This is a genomic window from Paenibacillus sp. 1A_MP2, from assembly GCF_052244825.1.
Classification (GTDB): domain Bacteria; phylum Bacillota; class Bacilli; order Paenibacillales; family Paenibacillaceae; genus Paenibacillus; species Paenibacillus vandeheii.
The window spans coordinates 1,111,189-1,134,484 of sequence record NZ_JBQQCS010000001.1 but is presented as its reverse complement, the minus strand read 5'-3'; the positions used below and the strand labels follow the sequence as shown (position 1 = coordinate 1,134,484).

At 43.7% G+C, this 23,296-nt stretch carries 20 protein-coding genes and 2 pseudogenes; 3 read left to right on the top strand and 19 right to left on the bottom strand.

From position 1 onward, the window contains the following. Window positions 1-296 precede the first annotated feature (296 nt). The 3 genes and pseudogenes from secA to ACTWJ7_RS05630 form a co-directional block, all read right to left on the bottom strand. Window positions 297-2,802: pseudogene (secA, locus tag ACTWJ7_RS05640) on the bottom strand (preprotein translocase subunit SecA). A 1,070-nt stretch (window positions 2,803-3,872) separates the two neighbouring features. Next, window positions 3,873-4,436, bottom strand: coding sequence for a ribosome hibernation-promoting factor, HPF/YfiA family (gene hpf / locus ACTWJ7_RS05635; protein WP_024631598.1), 564 nt, complete (start codon window positions 4,434-4,436; stop codon window positions 3,873-3,875). A 415-nt stretch (window positions 4,437-4,851) separates the two neighbouring features. Continuing rightward, window positions 4,852-5,049 carry a cold shock domain-containing protein gene (locus tag ACTWJ7_RS05630; RefSeq protein WP_024631599.1) on the bottom strand — a complete coding sequence of 66 codons (198 nt, stop codon included), beginning with the start codon at window positions 5,047-5,049 and terminating at the stop codon, window positions 4,852-4,854. Between the two features lie 328 nt (window positions 5,050-5,377). On the opposite strand from ACTWJ7_RS05630, the gene ACTWJ7_RS05625 reads away from it, so the two are divergent. Genes ACTWJ7_RS05625 through ACTWJ7_RS05615 form a run of 3 tightly spaced genes read left to right on the top strand, consistent with a single transcriptional unit; the run spans window position 5,378 to window position 6,518 of the window. Further along, complete coding sequence (locus tag ACTWJ7_RS05625) at window positions 5,378-5,803, top strand: hypothetical protein (RefSeq protein ID WP_443145183.1); 426 nt, start codon at window positions 5,378-5,380, stop codon at window positions 5,801-5,803. Continuing rightward, window positions 5,797-6,186: a hypothetical protein gene (locus tag ACTWJ7_RS05620; protein WP_443146454.1), complete on the top strand. Its 390-nt coding sequence runs from the start codon at window positions 5,797-5,799 to the stop codon at window positions 6,184-6,186. The genes ACTWJ7_RS05625 and ACTWJ7_RS05620 overlap by 7 nt, the downstream gene beginning before the upstream one ends. Then, window positions 6,150-6,518 carry a hypothetical protein gene (locus ACTWJ7_RS05615; RefSeq protein WP_443146343.1) on the top strand — a complete coding sequence of 123 codons (369 nt, stop codon included), beginning with the start codon at window positions 6,150-6,152 and terminating at the stop codon, window positions 6,516-6,518. Before ACTWJ7_RS05620 ends, ACTWJ7_RS05615 begins: the two co-directional genes overlap by 37 nt. A gap of 162 nt (window positions 6,519-6,680) precedes the next feature. On the opposite strand, the gene ACTWJ7_RS05610 is transcribed toward ACTWJ7_RS05615, so the two are convergent. The 16 genes and pseudogenes from ACTWJ7_RS05610 to ACTWJ7_RS05535 form a co-directional block, all read right to left on the bottom strand. Then, on the bottom strand, window positions 6,681-7,871 hold the full coding sequence (locus tag ACTWJ7_RS05610) for an IS701 family transposase (RefSeq protein WP_301880025.1): 1,191 nt from the start codon (window positions 7,869-7,871) through the stop codon (window positions 6,681-6,683). Window positions 7,872-8,024: 153 nt separating this feature from the next. After that, window positions 8,025-8,360, bottom strand: coding sequence for a hypothetical protein (locus tag ACTWJ7_RS05605; protein ID WP_301880026.1), 336 nt, complete (start codon window positions 8,358-8,360; stop codon window positions 8,025-8,027). Beyond that, window positions 8,353-8,745: a flagellar export chaperone FliS gene (fliS, locus tag ACTWJ7_RS05600; RefSeq protein WP_301880027.1), complete on the bottom strand. Its 393-nt coding sequence runs from the start codon at window positions 8,743-8,745 to the stop codon at window positions 8,353-8,355. Before fliS ends, ACTWJ7_RS05605 begins: the two co-directional genes overlap by 8 nt. A gap of 29 nt (window positions 8,746-8,774) precedes the next feature. Then, window positions 8,775-10,343 carry a flagellar filament capping protein FliD gene (gene fliD / locus ACTWJ7_RS05595; RefSeq protein WP_301880029.1) on the bottom strand — a complete coding sequence of 523 codons (1,569 nt, stop codon included), beginning with the start codon at window positions 10,341-10,343 and terminating at the stop codon, window positions 8,775-8,777. Between the two features lie 16 nt (window positions 10,344-10,359). Beyond that, window positions 10,360-10,749 carry a flagellar protein FlaG gene (locus ACTWJ7_RS05590; RefSeq protein WP_301880030.1) on the bottom strand — a complete coding sequence of 130 codons (390 nt, stop codon included), beginning with the start codon at window positions 10,747-10,749 and terminating at the stop codon, window positions 10,360-10,362. 130 nt (window positions 10,750-10,879) lie between these two features. Beyond that, window positions 10,880-12,004, bottom strand: a complete 1,125-nt coding sequence (locus tag ACTWJ7_RS05585) for a flagellin (protein WP_443145182.1) — start codon at window positions 12,002-12,004, stop codon at window positions 10,880-10,882. A gap of 80 nt (window positions 12,005-12,084) precedes the next feature. Then, window positions 12,085-12,513, bottom strand: a pseudogene (locus tag ACTWJ7_RS05580) (flagellin N-terminal helical domain-containing protein); the annotation flags it as partial. 144 nt (window positions 12,514-12,657) lie between these two features. Continuing rightward, entirely contained in the window at window positions 12,658-12,903 is a 246-nt protein-coding gene (gene csrA, locus ACTWJ7_RS05575) for a carbon storage regulator CsrA (protein WP_301880032.1), read from the bottom strand. Then, on the bottom strand, window positions 12,904-13,332 hold the full coding sequence (gene fliW / locus ACTWJ7_RS05570) for a flagellar assembly protein FliW (protein ID WP_301880033.1): 429 nt from the start codon (window positions 13,330-13,332) through the stop codon (window positions 12,904-12,906). A 105-nt stretch (window positions 13,333-13,437) separates the two neighbouring features. Further along, window positions 13,438-14,007: a DUF6470 family protein gene (locus ACTWJ7_RS05565; protein WP_301880034.1), complete on the bottom strand. Its 570-nt coding sequence runs from the start codon at window positions 14,005-14,007 to the stop codon at window positions 13,438-13,440. A gap of 17 nt (window positions 14,008-14,024) precedes the next feature. After that, a complete protein-coding gene (flgL, locus tag ACTWJ7_RS05560) occupies window positions 14,025-14,945 on the bottom strand; it encodes a flagellar hook-associated protein FlgL (protein WP_301880035.1) in 921 nt (306 codons plus the stop codon). A 24-nt stretch (window positions 14,946-14,969) separates the two neighbouring features. Next, a complete protein-coding gene (flgK, locus tag ACTWJ7_RS05555) occupies window positions 14,970-16,523 on the bottom strand; it encodes a flagellar hook-associated protein FlgK (protein ID WP_301880036.1) in 1,554 nt (517 codons plus the stop codon). Window positions 16,524-16,542: 19 nt separating this feature from the next. Further along, window positions 16,543-17,046 (bottom strand): flagellar protein FlgN, encoded by a 504-nt coding sequence (locus ACTWJ7_RS05550; protein WP_301880037.1) that lies wholly within the window; start codon window positions 17,044-17,046, stop codon window positions 16,543-16,545. Window positions 17,047-17,057: 11 nt separating this feature from the next. Beyond that, window positions 17,058-17,342: a flagellar biosynthesis anti-sigma factor FlgM gene (flgM, locus tag ACTWJ7_RS05545; protein ID WP_053779526.1), complete on the bottom strand. Its 285-nt coding sequence runs from the start codon at window positions 17,340-17,342 to the stop codon at window positions 17,058-17,060. A gap of 153 nt (window positions 17,343-17,495) precedes the next feature. Continuing rightward, a complete protein-coding gene (locus tag ACTWJ7_RS05540) occupies window positions 17,496-17,903 on the bottom strand; it encodes a TIGR03826 family flagellar region protein (RefSeq protein ID WP_053779525.1) in 408 nt (135 codons plus the stop codon). A 148-nt stretch (window positions 17,904-18,051) separates the two neighbouring features. Further along, complete coding sequence (locus tag ACTWJ7_RS05535) at window positions 18,052-23,076, bottom strand: fibronectin type III domain-containing protein (protein WP_443145181.1); 5,025 nt, start codon at window positions 23,074-23,076, stop codon at window positions 18,052-18,054. Window positions 23,077-23,296 lie beyond the last annotated feature (220 nt).

Sequence of the window (23,296 nt, the reverse complement as noted above, 5' to 3'; positions counted from 1 at the left end):
TAGAATACCCGGCTGCAAGGAGCCGTTCATGTCATTCTATTTAAGTTGAGCCAGCATTCGTTACACCTTACCACTCCGATTGCAATAGCATCTTTCGATCGCTCTTATCTCCAGATTTTTTGATTTCCTTTTTCAAAGGTGAAAATCCGGGGATAAAGGCGAAGCGTATGCTTCCGATGCAGTTTTCTTCCAGAAAGCTTTTAGCTCCGCTTCTCCAGATTGCTTCTGCACTCTCCGTTATGGTGTAAAAAATTCAGATCCAACTTATACACAGGGTATATAAGAGGAGCTTTGTACTACTCTTGACCGTGGCAGTGTTTGAACTTTTTGCCGCTACCACATGGACAAGCATCGTTACGTCCGATTTGGTCAGACACTTTTACCGGACGTTTCTCCGTAGGTTCGCCGCTTGTCGAGATCTGACTTTCGTCAACAACCGCTTGACGCTCCTGGTTGCTCTCGATTTGCGCTCTCATCACATAGGTTGCCACTTCTTCCTGAATCGAAGCAATCATCTGATGGAACATTTCGAAGCCTTCGAACTGGTACTCACGGAGTGGATCTGTACCGCCGTAGGCACGAAGGTGGATACCTTGACGCAATTGATCCATCGCATCAATATGATCCATCCATTTGCTATCTACTGCGCGGAGCACAACCACTTTCTCGAATTCACGAACCATCTCTTCACCGATTCGCTCTTCACGTGCATTGTACTTGTTCTGAACTTTCTCAAACAGGTAGTCGATAATCTCTTCGGCTTCCTTGCCCCACAGGTCATCTTTCGTTACTGAGCCTTCATCCAGCAATTTGCTATTCATGTAGTCGGCAACTTCCTGCAGTTCCCAGTTTTCCGGGATATCGTCACTACAATGTGCTTCCACGATACGTTCAATGGAAGGCTTGATCATATCCATAACGATCTGTTTGATATTCTCGGACTCAAGCACCTCACGGCGTTGTTTATATATAATTTCACGTTGTTGGTTCATGACATCATCATATTGGAGAACGACTTTACGTACGTCAAAGTTATTACCTTCAACCCGTTTTTGTGCCGACTCTACCGCACGGGTAATCATCCGGCTCTCAATCGGTTGGTCTTCTTCAAAACCAAGGCGCTCCATCATGTTCAGTACATTGTCTGCACCGAAACGTTTCATCAGCTCATCACCCAGTGACAGGTAGAACTGTGTGGAACCCGGGTCACCCTGTCGTCCTGCACGTCCACGCAGCTGGTTATCAATCCGGCGAGATTCATGACGCTCTGTACCGATGATGTGAAGACCGCCCACTTCAGCGACACCTTCGCCCAGGATAATATCTGTACCCCGTCCAGCCATGTTAGTAGCAATCGTCACCGCTCCTGCTTGACCTGCACCTGAGATGATTTCCGCTTCTTCAGCGTGGTACTTGGCATTCAATACCTGGTGTCTGATTCCACGGCGTTTCAGCATGTCCGAAAGACGCTCGGAGTTCTCAATGGAAACCGTACCAACCAGAACCGGCTGGTTCTTGCTATGACGTTCCACGATTTCTTCCACAACCGCTTTGAACTTACCATCAATGCTCTTGTACACCACATCAGCCATATCATCCCGTTTGTTCGGACGGTTGGTTGGGATCTGCAGTACTTCGAGACCGTAGATTTTTTTAAACTCTTCTTCCTCGGTCTTCGCTGTACCCGTCATTCCCGCAAGTTTGCGGTACATCCGGAAATAGTTCTGGAATGTAATCGTAGCAAGAGTCATGCTCTCGTTCTGTACTTCAATGCCTTCTTTGGCTTCAATCGCTTGGTGCAATCCATCGCTATAACGACGTCCTGCCATCAAACGGCCTGTGAACTCATCGACGATCAGTACTTCTTCATCACTCACCACATAGTCAACGTCACGACGCATGATTACGTTCGCTTTCAATCCCTGTACGATGTGATGGTTGAGCGTAACATTGGCATGATCATACAAGTTTTCAATACCAAATGCTTTCTCCGCCTTCGCCACACCCGCTTCAGTCAGCGCTACGGATTTCACCTTGATGTCCACCGTAAAGTCTTCTTCTGGAACCAACCGTTTCACGAAACGGTCGGCTGCATAATACAGGTCCGTTGATTTCTGAGCTTGTCCGGAAATGATCAAAGGCGTACGTGCCTCATCGACCAGAATGGAGTCCACTTCATCAATGATACAGAAGAACAATGGACGTTGTACCATCTGCTCTTTGTAGAGCACCATGTTGTCACGCAGATAGTCAAAGCCAAATTCGTTATTGGTTCCGTACGTAATATCACATGCATACGCATGTTGTTTCAGAAGCATGGTCCATACCGCTCAGGTTAACCCCAACCGTCATGCCCATGAATTCATAAATTTGTCCCATTTCCTGGCTATCCCGTTGAGCCAAATAATCATTGACCGTTACCACGTGTACACCTTTGGACATCAATGCATTCAGGTATACCGGGAGTGTTCCTACCAGTGTCTTACCTTCACCCGTTTTCATTTCTGAAATCCGGCCTTCATGCAAAGCAATGCCTCCGAGCATCTGTACGTCATAATGACGTTTGCCCAATACACGACGCGATGCCTCACGTACGGTTGCAAATGCCTCCGGAAGAAGTTCATCTGTTGTTTCTCCCTTTTCAATGCGGGCACGGTATTCATCCGTTTTGGATTTCAGTTGTTCATCAGACAGAGCCTGAAATTGTGGTTCCAGTTTATTGATCACATCGACTGTCTTCATCAGACGTTTAACATCACGTTCGTTCATGTCGCCGAAGATCTTTTTGACAAGTCCTAGCATGGTATACCCCTTTCGTGCAAAACAGAATAGACCCCCTGCTGCCGCCACGCGACACCATCGGATGGATAAGAATCCACTTGCCCGGGGGTGACAAACGATATAATTTGAGCTTACTGAAGGTTACACTCCATTACTCAGCTGGCAGAATGTCCTTCCGATCGCTGTTATCCCCGATTTCTTTACCTCCTTCTCAGAGGGAGAAATCTGGGGATAAAGCGTATGCTTCCGATGTAGCTTTCTTTCAGAAAGCTTTCAGACGAACGCTTCGCTTCTACAGGTCATTTCTGCCCTCTTCGTCATCCGTGTAAAAATCAAATTCAAATTATATGAAGAAATAATAATATACGATGAATCAACTCCAGGCTTGCCAAGGTTCCCTCATGAAGCTGATTCGGTATTCAACCGGATCCGGTTATTAGAAATAAGCCGAATACCGAGCCTTATGAATCATGTTCATGGTGCTGTGCCTGTCATTGATTATGATTAGCGATCATTCGTTGACAATTCCTCATCAGGACAATGATTCTCTTGCATAAATTGTAACAGTTTGTAAGGGTCGCCGCAACACGCCACGGCACACTTCTTTGAACTTTCGAAGCCTCTCCGATGGAGTTTAAGTGCAAAAAATCATAGTCGTTAGCGGAAGCCCTTAATTCTAACATTTCATTTTCCATTTAGATAAGCCATGTTAACGAATTTTGGTGGTAAATTTGGATTAAAATCTCAATGTTGAGAAAAAGAACATATCTGAGAATTATATCAACGTTGACATCTTCGTGCCTATGAAAATTTAATATACCCATTACACGGATCTGTCGCATTCCTACTATCTATTAGACGCAGCAGCACGGGAAATAGTTTCACAATCTTGCATCAGCGACTTTTTTCCAGCCCCGCCGCGCGCCAAAGAGCCCCCATCCCATAAAGGATGAAGGCTCTTGTTAGTTTTTTCAATTCCAATGCAGGAAGCCATTGTGTCCCTGTCTTTATTCGTTATCATTAAGTAATCACTTTTTCTTTTCACACATAGGTTCAGTCATTAAAACTAGGTTAGATCTTCACCGAGTCCATTAACCTTGTTCAATCAAACCGTATTTTCCATCATTCCGTTTGTACACAACGCTGACTTCTTCATTCTCAATGTTAGAGAATACGAAGAAATTGTGGCCGACCATGTTCATTTGGAGAATGGCTTCTTCCACGTCCATCGGTTTCAACATAAACCGTTTTGTACGAACCACTTCAAAATCATCATCGTCCGTATCCGTATCCAGTTCAGCAGTAGCTACTGTGCCTGTCGGATCTTCCACGAAGAGCGTTTTCAGGCTGCCTTCTTGACGGAACTTACGGTTAATTTTCGTTTTGTGTTTACGGATCTGACGTTCCAGCTTGTCTACCACGGAGTCAATGGAAGCGTACATATCGTCACTCTCATCCTCGGCGCGGAGCACAATGCCTTTCAAAGGGATCGTCACCTCTACCGTATGCAAGCCTCTCGTCGTGCTCAATGTAACAGCACCGTCAGAGTTAAGGGGTGCATCGAAATACTTCTCGAGTCTACTCAACTTTTTGTCGACATAATCCTTCAAAGCATCGGTAACCTCGATTTGTTGACCTCGAATACTTAAATTCATAGGGCACTCCTCCTTTTCCTTTGCCACTTCATTATAACACGAATGTAAGCGCCATGTAAAAACTCCGGGTGACCGAATAATGACATCTGTTCAAGCCACATCAGCCAACATAGGCTTACCGCCATATTTCGCGATATTTCTCCATTTTGAGGCATAATCATCCATTAACATGGATTATCTTAATAGGCGCTTGATGATGTAATTAACCGTTTCCGAGCTCCTTCAATCTATTATGTAAAATGAATACAAACTATGTGTTGAATCTATCAAATTCATAAGAATAATGTTTCCGGCTGATTCTCAAATTTCGAATCTATTAAAACAAAAAAAGACCCGGAAAAACCGGAGTCTGATGCTAGCGTTAATTCAATTGGTAACCATCTAACCATATATGTAGGTCGGATTGTCCGGATGATTATAATTTGATTACGTTAGCTGCTTGCGGTCCACGCGCGCCTTCGACGATGTCGAATTCTACGGATTGACCTTCTTCCAAAGTTTTGAATCCTTCGGATTGAATTGCGGAGAAATGTACGAATACGTCGCCGCCGTCTTCAGTTTCAATGAAACCGTAACCTTTTTCTGCGTTGAACCATTTTACTTTACCTTGCATGCACTAACATTCCCTTCGTCATCAAATGAAGTGAAGCTTACGGCCTTAACCTCTGCCCACAATTCAGATGATACCATCCAAACTTATCCATTGTCAATTGGTAAAGTAAATGTTTTCTTGGAATTTTTTGTAGATTAATTGGGGATTTTGAGGAACGATGGGGTATTGTTAATATATCAGGTTATTAGACTAGTGATATGCCTATTTTTATGTATTAATTACAGATTAAATTGGAATTCCTCTACTGTGCGTATAACATCAAAAATGATACAATTTATAAAGTTTTAAATTACATATTTTTACTAGAATAGCCAAAGGAGAATCAACGATGATTTATTCAAAGCATTACAGAAAGTGGACTTTACTAGCAATACTAATTTTCACCAGCTTCACTTTATGCACATTACTAATTCTACCAACAACTGCCGCTGCAAAGGAAAAACAAATCTCTGCCGAGCAACTCAAAAGTAAAAGCCGCCTGACCTTTACACTGCGGGATGCAAATCATACGCCTTACACCGTTTATATTTTCGCGGATGACGAGCAAAAATCTACCCTTACGGAGCCTAATGATTGGACAAACAATAAAACAGGCGACAAAAGTTATTCTGGAACGTATAGTGCAGCGCTTCTAAAAAAGGAGCCAAGTATGGAACCGTTCAAACCACTAAGTTACCCATCGAAACCATTATTCTGCCTCAGACGTGGAATTATACAATTAAAGGGAAAGAAGCAGGAACGCCTGACATGTTAATGCTTACAGATTGGGGAACTTCCAACTTTAATGAGGTGCATACTTATATAATCCGTTCTGGTGTGTTACAACCAATAAAATTCACCGACAATAAAGGCAAAAAGATTTCCGACGCATACTGGGCTCTAAGAAATAATGGTATCCGCAGTTTGTCAGGCTTCAGAGTTCAATTCAAATATTATAACAATCTGCAGTTCAAGTATGTAGTCGATACATTCAAGCTAAATCTCAGCAAGCTGGAGCTGCGTCTCAACGATACCCGCTATCTGGATCAATCATCTTGGCCAAACTCCGGGATGGGGATCGTGCTTATCTGGAGAGTCTTAAGGCCGCTGCATCAAAGGGCATGCTACCAGGTCGATCTGACATCAGGATTGGAATGACTCTCAAGTCCGTGCAAAGTATACTAAATAAACCCGAGTCTCGTGGAAACGGGGAATGGGGAGCCTTTTATTACTATCCTCAATTTGGCCTTGGCTTTGATTCGTATATGCATGAACTTAATGCCAAGTCACGCATAGCCATTCTGCAACTATACAACGAGAAACAAAATCTCGCTCCACAGAATGTGCGGCTATGGCTAGGTAAACCTTATAATGAATATTATAACGAAGCGGCCGGCGGATATGAAATGACTTACAGGTTGGGGAAACATACATTAGTGTTTAATTATGAGGAAGAAGACGATTTGATTGATTTTACGAATATTTATTGATTATTATTGTGCAGAACAAGAAAATAGTTTTTCTGAAAAGAGGAGCCTGTGGAATTATCCACAAGGCACCTCTTTTTAGAACGATCATGTTAGTCCAACTGGTAACTGTACTTGCCAATAATCGCTTCAAATATTTGTAAGTTAAAAAACCTGACAGTACCCCTATGCGACTCTAAGCCGCGTTTTAATTTGCTCTAATGTCGCTCCGCACTGAGCTTGGTTGTAAATATATTCTATCATGTCGTGCTTTTTCTGAATGCGGTAGCCATGTATCCCGTCAATCAAGCTTCCGTGGCTACGATACGTACAACACAGCGCGGCAAACAGAAGAAGGGTCAAGTAACGGTCAATGGCCTGAGCCGAACGAACCTGGTAACGATCCATGGCCAGCTGAACTTTCGCCGTACGAAAATAGGTTTCAATGGCCCAACGTTTGCTGTAATAGCTCAATATTTCTTCATTATTTAGGGAAACATCCGTACTTAGAAAAGCTTTCATCTGCTTGGGATCGAAGCCTTCTCCCTCGGTCCAACACAGGAGCAAAACGGCGTTTTCTACCAAGTTAAGCTTGCCTTCATAACGATATACTCGGTAAGCGGAGGAGCCGATGGTCACCAGATCGGTATCCGTTTTTGAGATGTACGAAGCAAAGCTTTGGAGCGATTGCCGGATGCCTTGCGGATAGAAAATCCGGTTTGTTTTCAAGCCACTAATGACATGAAAGCCGCGCTCCGCGCAGGTTTGAAGTACGTAAGCAGATGGATACCACAAATCCATCAGGACGTAGGTTTGGCAGGAAGACAGAGGGACGGCCTGAATCATGTCACCAGCGAGTTCAATTTTACTTTTTCCTTGTGGATCGTAACGCGCTGTGGCAAAAGGAAATACCTGATCCCCTGAGCGAAGCAGCGTTTGAACGACAGCGTGCCCGTAAACATGTCGCCGCTGGAGGTGAGAATGTTGAAACGAAGCACCTTGAATCGTGTGTGTGGCCTGTGACGAAGGCTTTGTTTTTTCACACACGGTATCATCCAGAATAACAAACATGGGGCTGCGTTCTCGCCGAGCGAACGCCTGAATTTGCTGAAAAGCGACACGTTGAACTACGCGTTTCAGGTGAGAAGCATCCCAGTTCCCATAAGATAAGAAATGACTCAGCGTCCGGCGATCTCGCTCTTGCAGGCTTTCCCGGTGAATATCTGTTAACGTTCCTGTAAAACCGGTGGAAATCATCCCATCCACGAAATGCTTGATGTGGTGAAGTGCAGGTTTGGAGAAATAAAGCGGAAGTTTCCACTCGTCCAAGCGATTGTTCCAATGGTTTTCTTGTGATAAAGTAGACGTATGAGACATAACTTGTTCTCCTCTGCGTGGGGTGGTTGGTGGTACTTCTATTTTACGCAGAGAGTCAAGTGTGTCTCTATTTACATTTCATGGAACTAATTTTGGGCAAGTACAGCTTGTAATTTAAAACTCAAAAAAGTAAACCTTGTACTGATTTATCTGCTATTTCCTTCTATCCATAAGCATGCTATCAGGGGCATAAGCTGCCTCATAAACATTACGCTGCATTTTCGCTTGGTTACGCTTATGAAGCCAATCTTGGGCCTCAAGCCGGAGTACATTCATACGGGTAAGCAAGGTGGCATCAAATGCAAGAATCTGTTTAACCTTCTCTTTTTGTCTTGAGTCAAGCGGATGTTGTCCAGTCTCTTCCATTATTTGATCTACGATTCGCTGTCTCTCTTCTACAAAGTTCTCTAGATCCTCATAAGTCATCTCTTCAAGGCGTTCAATTACTTCATCCGTAATTGAAGCCAATTGCTGGATGAGTTCATCCATGAGCAATTTCGGTCTGACCCGTTGCGATCTTGGATGCCTGCACCCATGTCTCTCTTAAATCGATTAAATACCCGATAGCTTCTTCGGCTTTTTCTGGGCTTTTACGAATATTAGCTTCAATGAGAAGGTAATTTGTATATTCATAGAGAGCAAAAAGATTCTTGGACACATCGTATGACTGATCTAATGTAGACATAAGTTCACTAATAATCGTCTGAGCTTTACCCAGATTAAGATTTGCTTTCTCAATATCTTGGTTATTCAGGCCCTCAAGTCCAACCTTTACAAATCGGATTGCCCCATCGTAGAGCATAATAACCAGTTGAGCTGGCGTTGAAGTCTGAACGGAAGATTGACGATATTTTTCATAAGGAGATTTAATCAATTAGGTCACCCTCTATTATAAAATTTCTCTTAGCTGGTGGTAGAGAATAGACTGGCCGACTGTGAACTGAGTTTATTCATTGCTGTTTCCATCGCAGTGAATTGTTTATAAAAACGTGTCTCTGTGTTTTCTAGAATTGTAAGCATATTAGTAATTCTAGTATTGTACTCTTTGAGTTTCCTGCCCATAGCACTTTCTTCTTTGTAACTGACTGTGAGATCAGCTGAGAATTTACTGGTTCCGACACGTGTAACGAGACTATCCAACGAACCTGATATTTTGTCTGCCAACTTGTCAAAAATACCATTATTCGCCTCACTACCTGTGCCCTGGAACAAATCGACCGCTTTTTGAGGATTCTCAGTCAAAGCTTTTTTCAAGACGACTTCATCCAGAACAATTTTGCCTCCTGAGTTGTAGGATCCCATTGTAATCCCCATCTCAGACAAAGCGACGACTTGACCCGATATAATCCCTCTCATGTTAGAAAGAGCTGATCTTAAAATGTCATCATTTTTCAGTAGACCACTCTTAGCTTTGTCAGTCCAGTTGGTGATATCTGTATCTTTCATTGCCGTCTTTTGTTCGTCGGTCAACGGTTTGAAGTCACGATATTTATTCTCGTCTAACTTGGTATTAAGCAGTGTGATTAAAGAATTGTAATCTTCAACAAAACTTTTGATGGTCTGTAAAGCAGTGTCAGTATCACTTGATGTTGTAATCGTAACTGGAGTGTCACCTGTTGTTGGAATCACTTCGGGATCAGCTTGAGTTACTGTGGTTTTTTCAAGTGTCAGCTGGACACCATTAATTGTAATCGTATTACTTGCGCTCTCATACTTCTTATCATTTACAAATAAGAATGCATTTTTCCCTTCAACAGTCTGTTTGATTAGGTCGGTGGTAGTGTCTTTAGGATTAAAGAGATTTAATACGGTATTATTAGTATTAGCATCTGGATCAATTTCTACTTTCCCATCCTTGCCGCTTGTTTTAGAGTTAATAATTAATTTACCTGAAATTTCATCGTATTTTGCTGTAACGTTCGCTTTTGAATTTCCGTTGATGGTAGCAATCATCGTGGAGATAGAATTTCCTCCTGTAAAAGAAAAACTTTCACCATTTATTGTTAACTTAAATTCTTTTTCTGATAATTGTTTGCGATCAGCATCAGTCATATTAGCAGCGTCTGTAGGATCCATCTGTAAAATTTGCAAATCAGCTAAGGTCTTGGTGCTAGCTACAGGCCTGTCCAACCCACTAGTCGCGACTGTCTTTTTGGTTGCCACTTGCGTGATGCTAACTTTCATATCAATGCCATTGGCAGTAGCTGAAGCTTCGGCTTTAAGGGCATCTGCATTCCCACCCACTACAGCTTTTTGCGTATTCAAGGCAGCACTTTTACCATATTTATCGATCAACTTATTTGTCCGAAAATCTACGAGTTTACTATTGATTTCTCTGTAGCTGTCCCGTTTCCACTCAAGCAGTTGCTTTTCCTGATTGAGTTTATCCAGTGGAATACGTTTGGCAGTCATCATGCTCTTAACCATACTATCTACGTCCATACCTGAGAAGCCGTTAATGCGAGTAACCATTAAATCCCTCCTATAATTAAATTTTCTCGTCTACCAATATACCTGCTATCTCCATCATCTTGGCAACCAAGTCTAGTGTTTTCTCTGGTGGAATCTCACGGATAAGTTCTCCTGTATCTTTGTTCATAACTTTCACCATAATATCATGGGTCTTCTCATGCACACTGATTTCCAAGGTGGTCTCCGGGCCTTGCAAAGATTGTACGGCACGTTCAATCGTTTTGATCAGTTGCTCGTCTGCAACCGAAATTTTGGCACCTTGGCTCTCTTTGGTGCTTAAATCTTTATAATTCTTAATAGCCGACGCTGAAGATATTTGTTCGCTTGCACTTTGAACAGGAGCTGCTTCTGATCGAGACTGTCCGTTAACTGCTCCGGAAGCCGAGAAGGAAAACTGTACATTCATGTGCTCTATCCTCCAAGAACGCTTGATTTATTATATATATCGGTCATCGTCCATCGTTATTTTAGGGAATTCCTAGCAAAACAAAAAAAAGCCCCAGAATAATCCGGAGCTTTCGGTATTAAAGTGAATCTTAACGAAGCAATTGCAGAACGCCTTGTGGTTGTTGGTTCGCTTGAGCCAACATAGCTTGAGCAGCTTGTGCAAGGATGTTGTTCTTCGTTTGTTCCATCATTTCTTTAGCCATGTCTACGTCACGTACACGGGACTCAGCTGCAGTCAGGTTCTCGGAAGATGTGTTCAAGTTGTTGATTGTGTGTTCCAGACGGTTTTGAACCGCACCCAATTTAGCGCGCTCGCTGGAAACAGAGCTGATTGCTTTATCCAAAGAAGTGATTGCGTTGGAAGCGCCAGCTGTAGTAGAGATATCTACACCAGCTACACCCAGAGCAGCGGAACGCATGTCATTCACACCGAAAGTGATGCTTTGACCTTTGTTTGCACCGATTTGGAATGTAACACCACCGTTGCCTGAAGCATCAGTTTGAGCTTGAGAAAGACCCAGATCTTTGACAGTTGATTTACCAGCCAAATCTTGCAGGTTGATTGGACCGCTCTCACTTACGATTTCAAAACGACCATCAGACAGAGCATTTACTTTAACATCTTTGATAAAACCGAAATCTCCGTCTTTAGTTGCTCCAGCTGCAGTATTAGCAGCTGCAATTGCTGTGTTAATATCCGTTTGCAACTGTGTTGCTGCTGCTGCCATTGTAGTTGTGCTATCAATAGCACCCGTCAATGTTGCTTGAAGTTTAGTATCTCCAATTTGGAAGTTGAATTGGTCACCATTTGCTACATCAGTGCCATTGTAAGTGCTAGTACCAGTAGCTCCAGTATTAGCCGCAGCAGCTCCAATGAATTTACCTACAAGCTGTTGATTAGCTGTAGCAATCGAAATACCCGAATCTGTTCCTTTAGAGCCACTTTCCAGAACAAGGCTCGAAGAAGCATCTACATAACCAGAAATATGTGCAATGTTTGCGCCGGATGCATCAATTGCTTCATTGATTTTGCTTACGATCAGGTCAGCAGCAGCTTTCATTGACGAATCAGTGGCACCAGTACCTTTACCTGCCAAGATTGTGTTTTGCTCATCTGTGGAAAGGTTTTGCCAATCGACTTTAATATCAGTACCATCAATTTTAATAGTTTCACTCTTAAAGTCAGCGGACGTAATTGCTAGTGCTGTGTTCATTGCAGCAGCACCAGTCAAAGAAGCAGCTGTTTGTTTGGCAACTATTGTACCAGTTGTAGAATCCTGCCCACAGAAGCGCCAGCAGTTTTCAAAGCACCGTTCAGCAATTTCTTCGTATTGAACTCAGTGGTATCGCCGATACGGTCGATTTCGGATTTCAATTGTGTTACTTCGCTTTGCAATGCTTTACGATCTTCTTCAGTGTTCGTACCGTTAGCGGATTGAACGGAAAGTTCACGTACACGTTGCAGGATGCTATGAGTTTCGCTCAATGCGCCCTCAGCTGTTTGGATCAAAGAGATACCATCTTGAGCATTTTTGGAAGCCATATCCAAACCGCGGATTTGACCGCGCATTTTTTCGGAGATTGCCAAGCCTGCAGCATCGTCACCAGCACGGTTGATACGAAGACCGGAAGACAATTTCTCGATGTTTTTGCTAGTAGCAGCAGAGTTAGTGGACAGTTGGCGGTGAGTGTTCAACGCCGTAATATTATGGTTGATAATCATTTGATATTTCCTCCCTGAAGATAAATTAGTTCCACATCCTTGTGGTAAACGCCGCGACATTAAGGTCGGCCGCCCTGCCGAAGCAGCGTCTAAATTATATATCGACGGAAGGTGAGCAACTGTTTATAGCAAATTGGAATATTTTTAATCTTTTTTGATATCTGTATTTCGCAGACGTTCCATAAAGGCTTCAATATTGGCTGCAAGCGGGGTTGCAGACTCCCGATTGGCCTCTTGAATGGATGCATATATTTCCTGTCTGAATATATCAATATGCTTGGGTGCGGAGATTCCAATACGTACTGTATCTCCCTCTACAGCGAGTATAGTCACCTCAATCTGATCCTGAATGATAATAGACTCGCCTTTTTTACGTGATAATACCAGCATTTACACTCCACCTTTCACTGATTTGGCATCGTCTTCTGCCCAGATCAGATGGCGTGTATCGTAAGAAGACTGATGGAGCACGACTTGTTTACCTAAATGTCGCTCGGGGTTAAGAACTACTGGTGCAAGCAGGTTCATTGTTGATTTATTCGCCTGTGAATGAATGGTGACCATAGAATATACGGACACTTGCTCTTCAATCTCCAATTCTTCCTTATCTACCTCTCCCAATTCAAAACTATAATCCGGTACAAAAGTAAACGGACTTACCAAGAGGAATGCCAGTCCCGGCTCTCTTGTAGATTGCAAATAACTGAAAGGTGTATCTTCCCAAGGAACCAAAGCAAACTCGGTTTCCTCTTCAAATCCGGGTAAACCTTTAGGAAATTGATACACATCTTCCGTTTTAACCTCTAATGATCCCCACATGCTTGTCTGAATATGAATAATAAACGCCTCCCTGGCGAAAGTTTTATGCAAAAAGAGCCATAGATGTCTAAGATCAAGACCGTCTATAGCTCTACTTTATAATAACTAGAATCCTATATCTATGGCAGGTGGCGTATACTGAATCGATGCATACTGCTTCACATAGACATCAAGCTTGCCTCGATTATACTCAATCTCCGGTCTATTCACAATGACATTCATTTCCGAGACAGCTGGAGTGAAGTTGATATCCGGCGCCTGAGTATAAACACGAGTCTCCACATTCCCAGAAGAAGCGGGTGTCCGCGTTTCCGGGAATGGCCTCGCCTGCCAGTCTGAGCCAATAATATTTGCAATGGTATTTCCAGGCTTATGAATTGCAGCCAATTCATTACCCTGTTGAACTCGTTCAGCCATATTTTGCAGAAATATCTGTTGAATGCCTGAATAGATCCGTGCATTCATATCAATCATGTTGCCGCCCGTGTAAGCAGAGAATGCCTTGCTCTGATCTACACTCAATCTCATCGGATGACTCTCCACCGTTAGCTTGGCAGGTCTGGTGTTCAACTGTACCTCAGCTTTGGGTTGACGAATGGAGAACTGTCCTGGATCAGCATCAATACTTAATAAAGTCGGCGTTGTCCTAATCTGAAGAACGGGAAGAGTACTCAAACGTTAACTCCTCCTTTTTATCTTAAGAAGTCCACCAAAGATGGCGAGATAATTTTGGCACCGGCAGACAAGGAAGCGTTATAGATGTTTTCCTGAATCTTTGATTGCATCGCCAGTTCCGCATAATCCGCATCCTCGACTTTGGATTGCAGATCTGTCAGGTTAATGCCGAGATCATCCAAACGTCCCATCATCAGATCAACCCGGTTCGTTTTGGCACCAATCTCCGAACGGATCGCAAGCATCTTGTCGGTACGGCTATCAATATGGTCCAACTGATCGGATAACTCTTTTTGATTTCCCTCTGTGAGAGCTTTCATGATGTTGTTCACGATGTTGAACAAGTTATCTTCTTCCGTCTCTGTGCCAAACACTTCATTACCACTCACGTTAATAGGCAATTGAACACTTTCACCTACGATAAAGTTAATCTTCCCTTTATCCGTCACAACAGAAGCAGCATTGGTTGTATCTAATGTACCGTCAGGGTTCGAGGGGAAATCATAAGGTTTGACGTCATACGTTTCGCCGTTAAAAATATATTTTCCGTTAAGCTTACTGTTGGAGATATCAATAAGCTGTTCCTTAAGTTGCTTAACCTCTTCGTTGATACTGTCCAGCGCGGACTGAGGATTCGTCCCTGTCGAAGCTTGTACCGTCAATTCACGTAGACGTTGTACGGCGTTACCCGCCTGATTCATAACCGTATCATTAAACTCAAGCCATGATATAGCACTGTCTACGTTTTTCTGATACTGCTCGTTAGATGAAAGTTCTGCACGATAACGAAGGGAGTATGTTATTCCTACTGGATCGTCGGATGGTTTATTAATTTTACGACCTGTCGCCAACTGGGTTTGGGTGTTATTCATCTGCTGTGCATTCCGGTTCAGGTTCAAAAGCAGCTGTGAACTGAGCATATTATTCGTTATTCTCATGGTCTGTTAAGTCACTCCTTTCTATTATCTACCTACTGTCCCAGTAGAGTTAATCAACTTATCAAGTAATTCATCAAATGTGGTCATAAATCGAGCAGATGCGTTATATGCATGCTGGAACTTGATCATATTTGACATCTCTTCATCTAACGATACACCACTGACGGATTGGCGACGTGTATCCACCTGTTCCACCAAGAATTCCGAATTGGATGTTTGACGTGCCGCTTCCTGGGATTGAACCCCCAGTTGTCCTACAATTGCACTGAATTGTGCACCAATGGTTGCATTACGAAGTCCATCAGCTGACTTCATTGGTGTATCCTTGAGGTTGGCAAGCAGAATAGCAAGTGTGTTATTCCCTTTAATTACGGTCTCCGTTCCCGAGGCATCCGTAGTCCGCAATGATGTAGCAATCTTGTTTGGATCGGCCAAAATCTCTGCATTCAATGAGATATTACCAGCTGTAATCGTAGTTCCACCACCAGCTGCTGTAAAGAACGGCACTCCTGGTGAATTGGTTCCGTCCATGCTATACCCAAGCTGATGCAGACCATTCAAGCCTTTAACCGTAACCTTCAGATCTGTAGCCAATGTCCGCGCCGCACCAGTATATGTAACACCATCCAGTACAGTATTATCTGGCAAGACAGAACCGGCAGGAAGCGTGATCTCAATATCTCCGTTGGCAAGCGTGTTAGCCAGGTCATCCATTTGTTTCTGGTAGTCACTGACTAATGTATCTCTGGATTTAATCATGCCGTGAACTTCGCCGTTAGTAAGCGTTCCGGCTGTGTACGCAGCATTCAGAAAAGCAGGATCTACTGCGACCTGTACGGCTCCGCCTGTAACAAGTGCTTGTCCATTCATCTGGATGGCATAGCCTTGTGGAGAATCCGTGACAGTAACGTTCATGATTTTGGACAACTTGTCCGTCATCAGATCTCGTTGGTCACGCAGATCGTTGGCGTTATCACCAAGAGACTCAACTTTCACGATGGCACTATTGAGGTTCGCAATGTTACCAAGATAGCCCTGGACCTCATTACTTTTCACAGCAATATTACTATTCAGATCTTCGCTAAGCGCGCCTAACTGGCGGCTAATCTGATTCATCGCATCTGTAAGTGCCAGAGTCGTTTCTTTCACGATACGACGAGCAGTAACATCCTCTGGATTTTTGCTCAGATCCGACCAGGATTTGTAGAAGTTATCCATTACGGTCCGAAATCCGGTGTCGGATGGTTCATTCACAATGGCTTCGAGTTTCTCCAACGTATCTCTTTGAATGGACCAACTTCCGAAGTTGGTATTTTCATTACGGAATTGATCGTCTAGGAATTTCTCACGCACACGGGTAATGGAGTCAAACTCCACCCCTGTTCCGAGTTGTCCTGGTGTTGTACTGTGCAAAAATGCAAACGGCTCCATAGGGATGGACGCCTGCATGTTTACCTTTTGCCTGGAGTACCCTTCCGTGTTGGCATTTGCCACGTTATGTCCTGTTGTGCTAAGCGCTGTCGTCTGCGTGAACAAGCTGCGTTTAGCCGTTTCGATTGAATGAAAAGTAGATGTCACCTTGTTTCCCCCTAATTAATCAGGCACGTGTATCAAAAAGACCAATTCGCCCTGGATTACCGTTCTTATCAGCAGGATGCTGATATGTGGCATCCTGTTCCGGCCGAGAAGCAAATATGTCCATTGAGAGATCAATAAACATCAATGATTGCTCGATCAGTTTTTGATTCAATTGATTAATTTCTTTCAATTCCTGCAATGTTCCCGCTAGCTTCTTCTGGACTTCAAGCAATCGCTGTTTATCAGCCGGATCAAAGATCAGCTTGGAGATCTCTGTGATATTCAGGTTAAGCATCGATTTGATGCCCCGCTCCTGAAGCAGTTCATGAACTGCACTCGACCGTTCACTCTCAAGTGGTTCCTGCTGTTTCATAAACTTGGATTCCTTATTCATTACAGCAATGAGTTGATCCACATCGTTTTTGACAATGACCTGTCTCTTGATCTCGCTGAGTGCCAACATCTCGCGGTGACTTTGTTCCATTTGCTGCAAAACTGCAATTAATCTGTCCAGTGCTGCCATTACGTGATCACCTATTCCTTATCAAAAGACTTAAAGTACGGCAGTAACTTGTCAGCAAGTTTGCTGCTGTCCACTTGGTAAGTTCCCGAACTTACCTGTTCTTTCAGTTCCTGTATCCGCTGTATACGTCCTGCATCCTGTGTACGACCTTGTTCCTCAAGCATCTTCATCGCCTCCGGAGAAATGGATACCTCGTCCTTACGGCGGCTCTTTTTGGCATCAGCCTGCTGATTGGATTCAACGTTCCTCTGATATGAATTGATTGCACCAATTCTACTCGGTTCATTGATTTTCATACGAATTGCACTTCCTTCCACCTTAGGATTTTTTACATTATCTTTATGTTGTCGAACGATTAGGATAATAAAAAAAACCGATAATCTTTAATAAGTTTATCGGTACGTTCCAAAACATTTGTTATAGCAAAACTTGTATTTAAGCCCTCGTTCCTATAGATCCCGTAGTTTGTCGACAGCATTATAGGTTCGTCCGCCTATGCTGCCGTTATCCTTCTGACCTACTTCTCTAGCCGCACCAGCCAAATCTTTCGTCAAACGATTCCGGCAAGAGTCGCACATATGGCCTTCACGAATCAGGGTTCCGCACACTTCACAAGGATACATCATATTTGGGGCGTTTTCGATGGAAATCCGTCCCTCCCGAATGAACTTGGTAATATTTTTAATTGAAACTTCTGTTGCATCAGATAGTTCCTGTATGTTAGTGCCTTTGTTTTCGCGTAGATATTCCACACAAGTCTGGTATTCCAGTTCAATTTCCTTGATACAATTCGAGCATACATCCCGAAAATTCAACGCATATAATTTGCCACAACGCGGACAATTACCCAGATTCATCGTTAAAACGCCCCTCTCAAACTTCCTATTCCGAATGGATAATAACTATACATTACCTTATTTTCTCACTTCAAGTCCATAGCCTCTTTGCGAATAAAAAGAGGTATAAGGTGCATGTATGCGCAACCTATACCCCTGATTTACATCCTTAATTCAATGTTTTGATGCTTAGTACAGAAGTCCATGCACTTATATTTTGATCATTCAGTGCACGAATGCGATATTTATGAAGGCTTGATGGTAGCAAATCGGAATGAATAAAGGTTGTATCATTTATAATCGCTACGATTTGACCATCTGCTTCAATTTCATAAGTAGAGGCACCGATGACTGCATCCCATGTTAATAGAATGCCGGTCCTGTCTGGGCTTCCCTTCACTACAGGAGTGCTCAATTGTGTTATTCCTTTAATTAAGTCACTCCATGCTCCTATTCCTGCAGCATTCTTGGAGCGGATGCGGAAGGTGTGCTCTGTGTTGGCTGCAAGGCCACTTTTCGTGTAGGCAACGCCAGTAACAGCGACAATTGTACCGTCGATCTCCAGATCGTATCCAGTAGCTCCGGTTACTGCGTTCCATTTCAAGGCAATAGCCGTATTGGTTACGGAGTTTACGGTAAGTCCAGTAACGGAAGCTGGGATTGTGCTTTGTGTCAAAATGGCTGTCCATGCACTCGTATTGGTGTCCGTCAAAGCACGTACGCGATATTTATGTGCTGTACCTCCGAGCAGACTACTGTGTGTGTACGAAGGTTCGTTCACTGTCGCTACTACCACGCCATCGGCTTCCACTTCATATTTTGTAGCGTCGGCTATTTCTGCCCACGTCAGATTAATAGCCGTCTCTTCCGATGTCGCTTTCAATACAGGAGTGTTCAATTGCGTAGTTCCGTTGATCAAATCACTCCATGTCCCTACTCCAGCGGCATTCTTGGAACGGATGCGGAAGGTATGATCTGTATTTGCTGCAAGACCACTCTTCGTGTAGGCAACGCCAGTAACAGCAACAACTGTGCCGTCAATCTCCAGGTCATATCCCGTTGCTCCGGTTACCGCGTTCCATTTCAATGCTATTGCTGCATTTGTTACCGTATTAATAGTCAATCCACTAACGGAAGCAGGCAGTGTGCTTTGCGTTAAAATGGCTGTCCATGCACTTGTGTTGGTATTGATCAAAGCACGTACACGATATTTATGTGCTGTTCCTGCAAGCAAGCCGCTATGCATGTACGATGGTTCGTTCACTGTGGCCACTACCACGCCATCAGCCTCTACTTCATATTTTGTAGCGTCGGCTATTTCTGCCCACGTCAGATTAATAGCCGTCTCTTCCGATGTCGCTTTCAATACAGGAGTGTTCAATTGCGTAGTTCCGCTGATCAAATCACTCCATGTTCCTACTCCTGCAGCATTTTTCGAACGGATGCGGAAGGTGTGATCTGTATTTGCTGCGAGACCACTCTTCGTGTAGGCAACGCCAGTAACAGCGACGACTGTACCGTCGATCTCCAGATCGTAACCAGTTGCTCCGGTTACTGCGTTCCATTTCAAAGCTATTGCTACATTTGTTACGGAGTTAATAGCCAATCCGCTAACGGATGCTGGGATTGTGCTTTGCGTTAAAATGGCTGTCCACGCACTGGTATTGGTGTCTGTCAGAGCACGTACGCGATATTTATGTGCTGTTCCTGCGAGCAAGTTGTTATGTGTGTACGAAGGTTCGTTCACTGTCGCTACTACCGCTCCATCAGCTTCAACTTCATATTTCGTAGCGTCAGCGATTTCTGCCCATGTCAGATTAATAGCCGTTTCTTCCGATGTCGCTTTCAACACCGGGGTGTTTAATTGCGTAGTTCCGTTGATCAATTCACTCCATGTTCCTACTCCCGCGGCATTCTTCGAGCGGATGCGGAAGGTGTGATTTGTGTTTGCTGCAAGACCACTCTTCGTGTAGGCAGCAGCAGTAGTGGATACTAACGCGCCATCAATCTCCAGGTCATATCCCGTTGCTCCGGTTACTGCGTTCCATTTCAAAGCTATTGCCACATTCGTTACGGAGTTAATGGTCAATCCGGTAACCGAAGCAGGCAATGTGCTTTGCGTTAAAATGGCTGTCCATGCACTCGTATTAGTGTCGGTCAGAGCGCGCACGCGATATTTATGTGCTGTTCCTGGAAGCAGACTGCTATGCGTGTATGAAGGTTCGTTCACTGTGGCCACTACCACGCCATCAGCCTCTACTTCATATTTTGTAGCATCGGCGATTTCTACCCATGTCAGGTTAATAGCCGTCTCTTCTGATGTGGCTTTCAAAACAGGAGTGTTTAATTGTGTTGTTCCGCTGATTAAATCACTCCACGTTCCAACACCTGCGGCATTTTTGGAACGGATGCGGAAGGTGTGATCTGTGTTTGCTGCGAGACCACTTTTCGTGTAGGCAACGCCAGTAACAGCGACAACTGTACCGTCGATTTCCAGATCGTAACCAGTTGCTCCAGTTACTGCGTTCCATTTTAATGCTATTGCTACATTCGTTACCGAGTTAATAGTCAGTCCGCTGACGGAAGCTGGGATTGTGCTTTGCGTCAAAATAGCTGTCCATGCACTCGTATTGGTGTTGGTCAGTGCACGCACGCGATATTTATGTGCTGTTCCTGCAAGCAATCCGCTATGCGTGTACGATGGTTCGTTCACTGTGGCCACCACCACACCATCAGCCTCAACTTCATATTTTGTAGCGTCGGCAATTTCTGCCCATGTTAGGTTAATGGCTGTCTCTTCCGATGTGGCTTTCAACACAGGAGTGTTCAATTGCGTGGTTCCTCTAATCAAATCACTCCATGTTCCTACTCCTGCGGCATTCTTGGAACGAATGCGGAAGGTGTGATCTGTGTTTGCTGTAAGACCACTTTTGTTGTATGCAGTAGCGGTAGTGGATACTACGGTCCCATCGATCTCCAGGTCATATCCCGTTGCTCCGGTTACTGCATTCCATTTCAAAGCTATTGTTACATTCGTTACGGAGTTAATAGTCAGTCCAGTAACAGAGGTAGGCAATGTGCTTTGCGTTAAAATGGCTGTCCATGCACTTGTGTTGGTATTGATCAAAGCCCGTACACGATATTTATGTGCTGTTCCTGCGAGCAGACTGCTGTGCGTGTATGAAGGTTCGCTCACCGTCCCCACTACCACGCCATCGGCTTCTACTTCATATTTCGTAGCGTCGGCTATTTCTGCCCACGTCAGATTAATAGCGGTCTCTTCCGATGTGGCTTTCAAAACAGGTGTATTCAATAACGTGGTTCCGCTGATTAAATCACTCCATGTTCCTACACCAGCGGCATTCTTCGACCGTATGCGGAAGGTGTGATCTGTGTTGGCTGCAAGACCACTCTTCGTGTAGGCAACGCCGGTGACAGCGACAATTATGCCGTCGATTTCCAGATCGTAACCGGTGGCTCCAGTTACAGTTGTCCATTTTAACGCTATAGCCGTATTGGTTACAGAATTCACTGTTAATCCTGCCACAGAACCTGGTAACGTATTTTGAGTCAGTACGGCTGTCCATGCACTTGTATTGGTATCTGTCAAAGCACGCACACGGTATTTATGAGCTGTAGCTGGTGTGAGTCCGGTATGCGTAAATGTCGGATCTACAACATTACCAACAATTACTCCATCGGCTTCCACTTCATATGAAGTAGCACCGTCAATGGAAGGCCAAACGAGAATAATTTCTTCCTGTGAAGGGCTTGATTTCAGTACGGGTGTGCTTAATTGAGTTGACACAGTTAACAGATCAGACCAATTGCCTGCCCCGCCTGTATTTTTAGGTCTTAATCGGAAAGTATGTTCCGTATTAGGAATGAGTCCTGTTTTGCTGTATGTGGTACCTGTCACAGCGACGATGTTACCGTCAATCTCTAAATCGTAACCTGTCGCACCTTTTACAGCGGTCCAGGATAGTGCAACTTTATTAAATGTTGCTTCTGTTACTTTCAAACCACTGACGGAGTCCGGAACTACCAGTTGCGTTATGGTTTTACTCCAATCGCTCTCATTGTTCGAAGACAGAGCTTTTAGCGTATACGTATGACTTGAGTTTGCTGCGAGACCCTCGTGCTCATACGATGTCACATTGCCAAGCTCAATAGGCGTTTCATCATCAATCTTTAATTGATAATGACTAGCTTGATCAACCGCGTTCCATTGGATAATATTTTTACCTTCCTGGGAGCTTGCCGAAATCACCGGTTGTTGGAGCAAGGTTTTGATCTCGTACAAAGAGCTCCATTCACTTGTACCTATTGAATTAAGAGAACGCACTCTATAGGAATACAACGTATCTGGCAATAATCCGTTGCTGACAAAGGTTGTCCCATAATAAGGTCCCTTAATGATTCCATTCTCCTCAATTACATATTGCACGGCCTGCTGTGCATGCTGCCAGTTCAAGTTAACTGTATTTTCACTTTGTTTTCCTGTGATCCCAGCTGGAATAGCTGGCATGTTGTCAATCGTTACTGGGGCCACCAACTGTTTGGTAAAAGAGGCTGGTTCCGCTTTGCGTGTATAATATGGGTTCAGTTCAGAATAGAAATCTACGACCTCCCCCGTATCCGCATTAACAACCAAACTTAACTGCCTTACATCATAATTGTATACATCAACCGGTGTAAGCTGACCCAAAACATTATAGTTCGAAATGGTCCATTGCCCCACTTCCATGCCGGATTGTCTGTATGTCATTTCAGTGGAGATCTCGCGAACCTTACTTAGATCAATTAGAAATGCATTGTCGATCTGTCCAGCATATTTGGATGTATACGATCCGAAGCTTATATTTGTAATATCACTGGTGAATCCCAAGATGGACTGCCTTCTTGTAAAAGAGTAACCTGTCGTTGAAATGTTGTAGGATCTAACCCAACTAAGATTAACATCCTTCTGGTTCACCTGTAATTTACCGTTGTTATTCGTCATTACATATTGAAAGTCATTACTCGATGAGACAATACCACTACTCGTTGCGGCATCTGCACGGTTCCCCCGTACACGCCAAACTGTCCGAATACCAGCATCAGCACTAGTAAACGGACGGTCCATAAGTAAAACCCATTTTTTCTTTTTCCTGCACTCACCGTTGTTCTCCCTTAAAAAGATATGTTTTGCCACTCCCTGTGCTGTCACCTATGGTGAACGGCAGAACTATCTATTCTACATGGCAGAAACAATTCCTCTTTTTACATGTAAAAATATTCTTGTCTAATTTAATGCTTATAATTTCGTTAAACAACCAACACACAAATTATATGTATGTATATGAAAATAAACAAAAGTGATAACTCTGTACATACAAGAACGTACTTTCCCTTTTGTATATAAAAGCTATAAA

Bases quoted from the DNA above. Each gene is read 5' to 3' on its own strand.
- ACTWJ7_RS05590 (WP_301880030.1), bottom strand. From the start codon at position 10,749: ATGAATGTACAGTTTTCCTTCTCGGCTTCCGGAGCAGTTAACGGACAG.
- flgL (WP_301880035.1), bottom strand. From the start codon at position 14,945: ATGAGAATAACGAATAATATGCTCAGTTCACAGCTGCTTTTGAACCTG.
- hpf (WP_024631598.1), bottom strand. From the start codon at position 4,436: ATGAATTTAAGTATTCGAGGTCAACAAATCGAGGTTACCGATGCTTTG.
- fliW (WP_301880033.1), bottom strand. From the start codon at position 13,332: ATGTGGGGATCATTAGAGGTTAAAACGGAAGATGTGTATCAATTTCCT.
- ACTWJ7_RS05540 (WP_053779525.1), bottom strand. From the start codon at position 17,903: ATGAATCTGGGTAATTGTCCGCGTTGTGGCAAATTATATGCGTTGAAT.
- ACTWJ7_RS05625 (WP_443145183.1), top strand. From the start codon at position 5,378: ATGATTTATTCAAAGCATTACAGAAAGTGGACTTTACTAGCAATACTA.
- ACTWJ7_RS05630 (WP_024631599.1), bottom strand. From the start codon at position 5,049: ATGCAAGGTAAAGTAAAATGGTTCAACGCAGAAAAAGGTTACGGTTTC.
- ACTWJ7_RS05615 (WP_443146343.1), top strand. From the start codon at position 6,150: ATGCTACCAGGTCGATCTGACATCAGGATTGGAATGACTCTCAAGTCC.
- ACTWJ7_RS05610 (WP_301880025.1), bottom strand. From the start codon at position 7,871: ATGTCTCATACGTCTACTTTATCACAAGAAAACCATTGGAACAATCGC.
- csrA (WP_301880032.1), bottom strand. From the start codon at position 12,903: ATGCTGGTATTATCACGTAAAAAAGGCGAGTCTATTATCATTCAGGAT.
- flgM (WP_053779526.1), bottom strand. From the start codon at position 17,342: ATGAAAATCAATGAACCGAGTAGAATTGGTGCAATCAATTCATATCAG.
- ACTWJ7_RS05550 (WP_301880037.1), bottom strand. From the start codon at position 17,046: ATGGCAGCACTGGACAGATTAATTGCAGTTTTGCAGCAAATGGAACAA.
- ACTWJ7_RS05620 (WP_443146454.1), top strand. From the start codon at position 5,797: ATGTTAATGCTTACAGATTGGGGAACTTCCAACTTTAATGAGGTGCAT.
- ACTWJ7_RS05585 (WP_443145182.1), bottom strand. From the start codon at position 12,004: ATGAACACAGCACTAGCAATTACGTCCGCTGACTTTAAGAGTGAAACT.
- ACTWJ7_RS05605 (WP_301880026.1), bottom strand. From the start codon at position 8,360: ATGGATGAACTCATCCAGCAATTGGCTTCAATTACGGATGAAGTAATT.
- fliD (WP_301880029.1), bottom strand. From the start codon at position 10,343: ATGGTTACTCGCATTAACGGCTTCTCAGGTATGGACGTAGATAGTATG.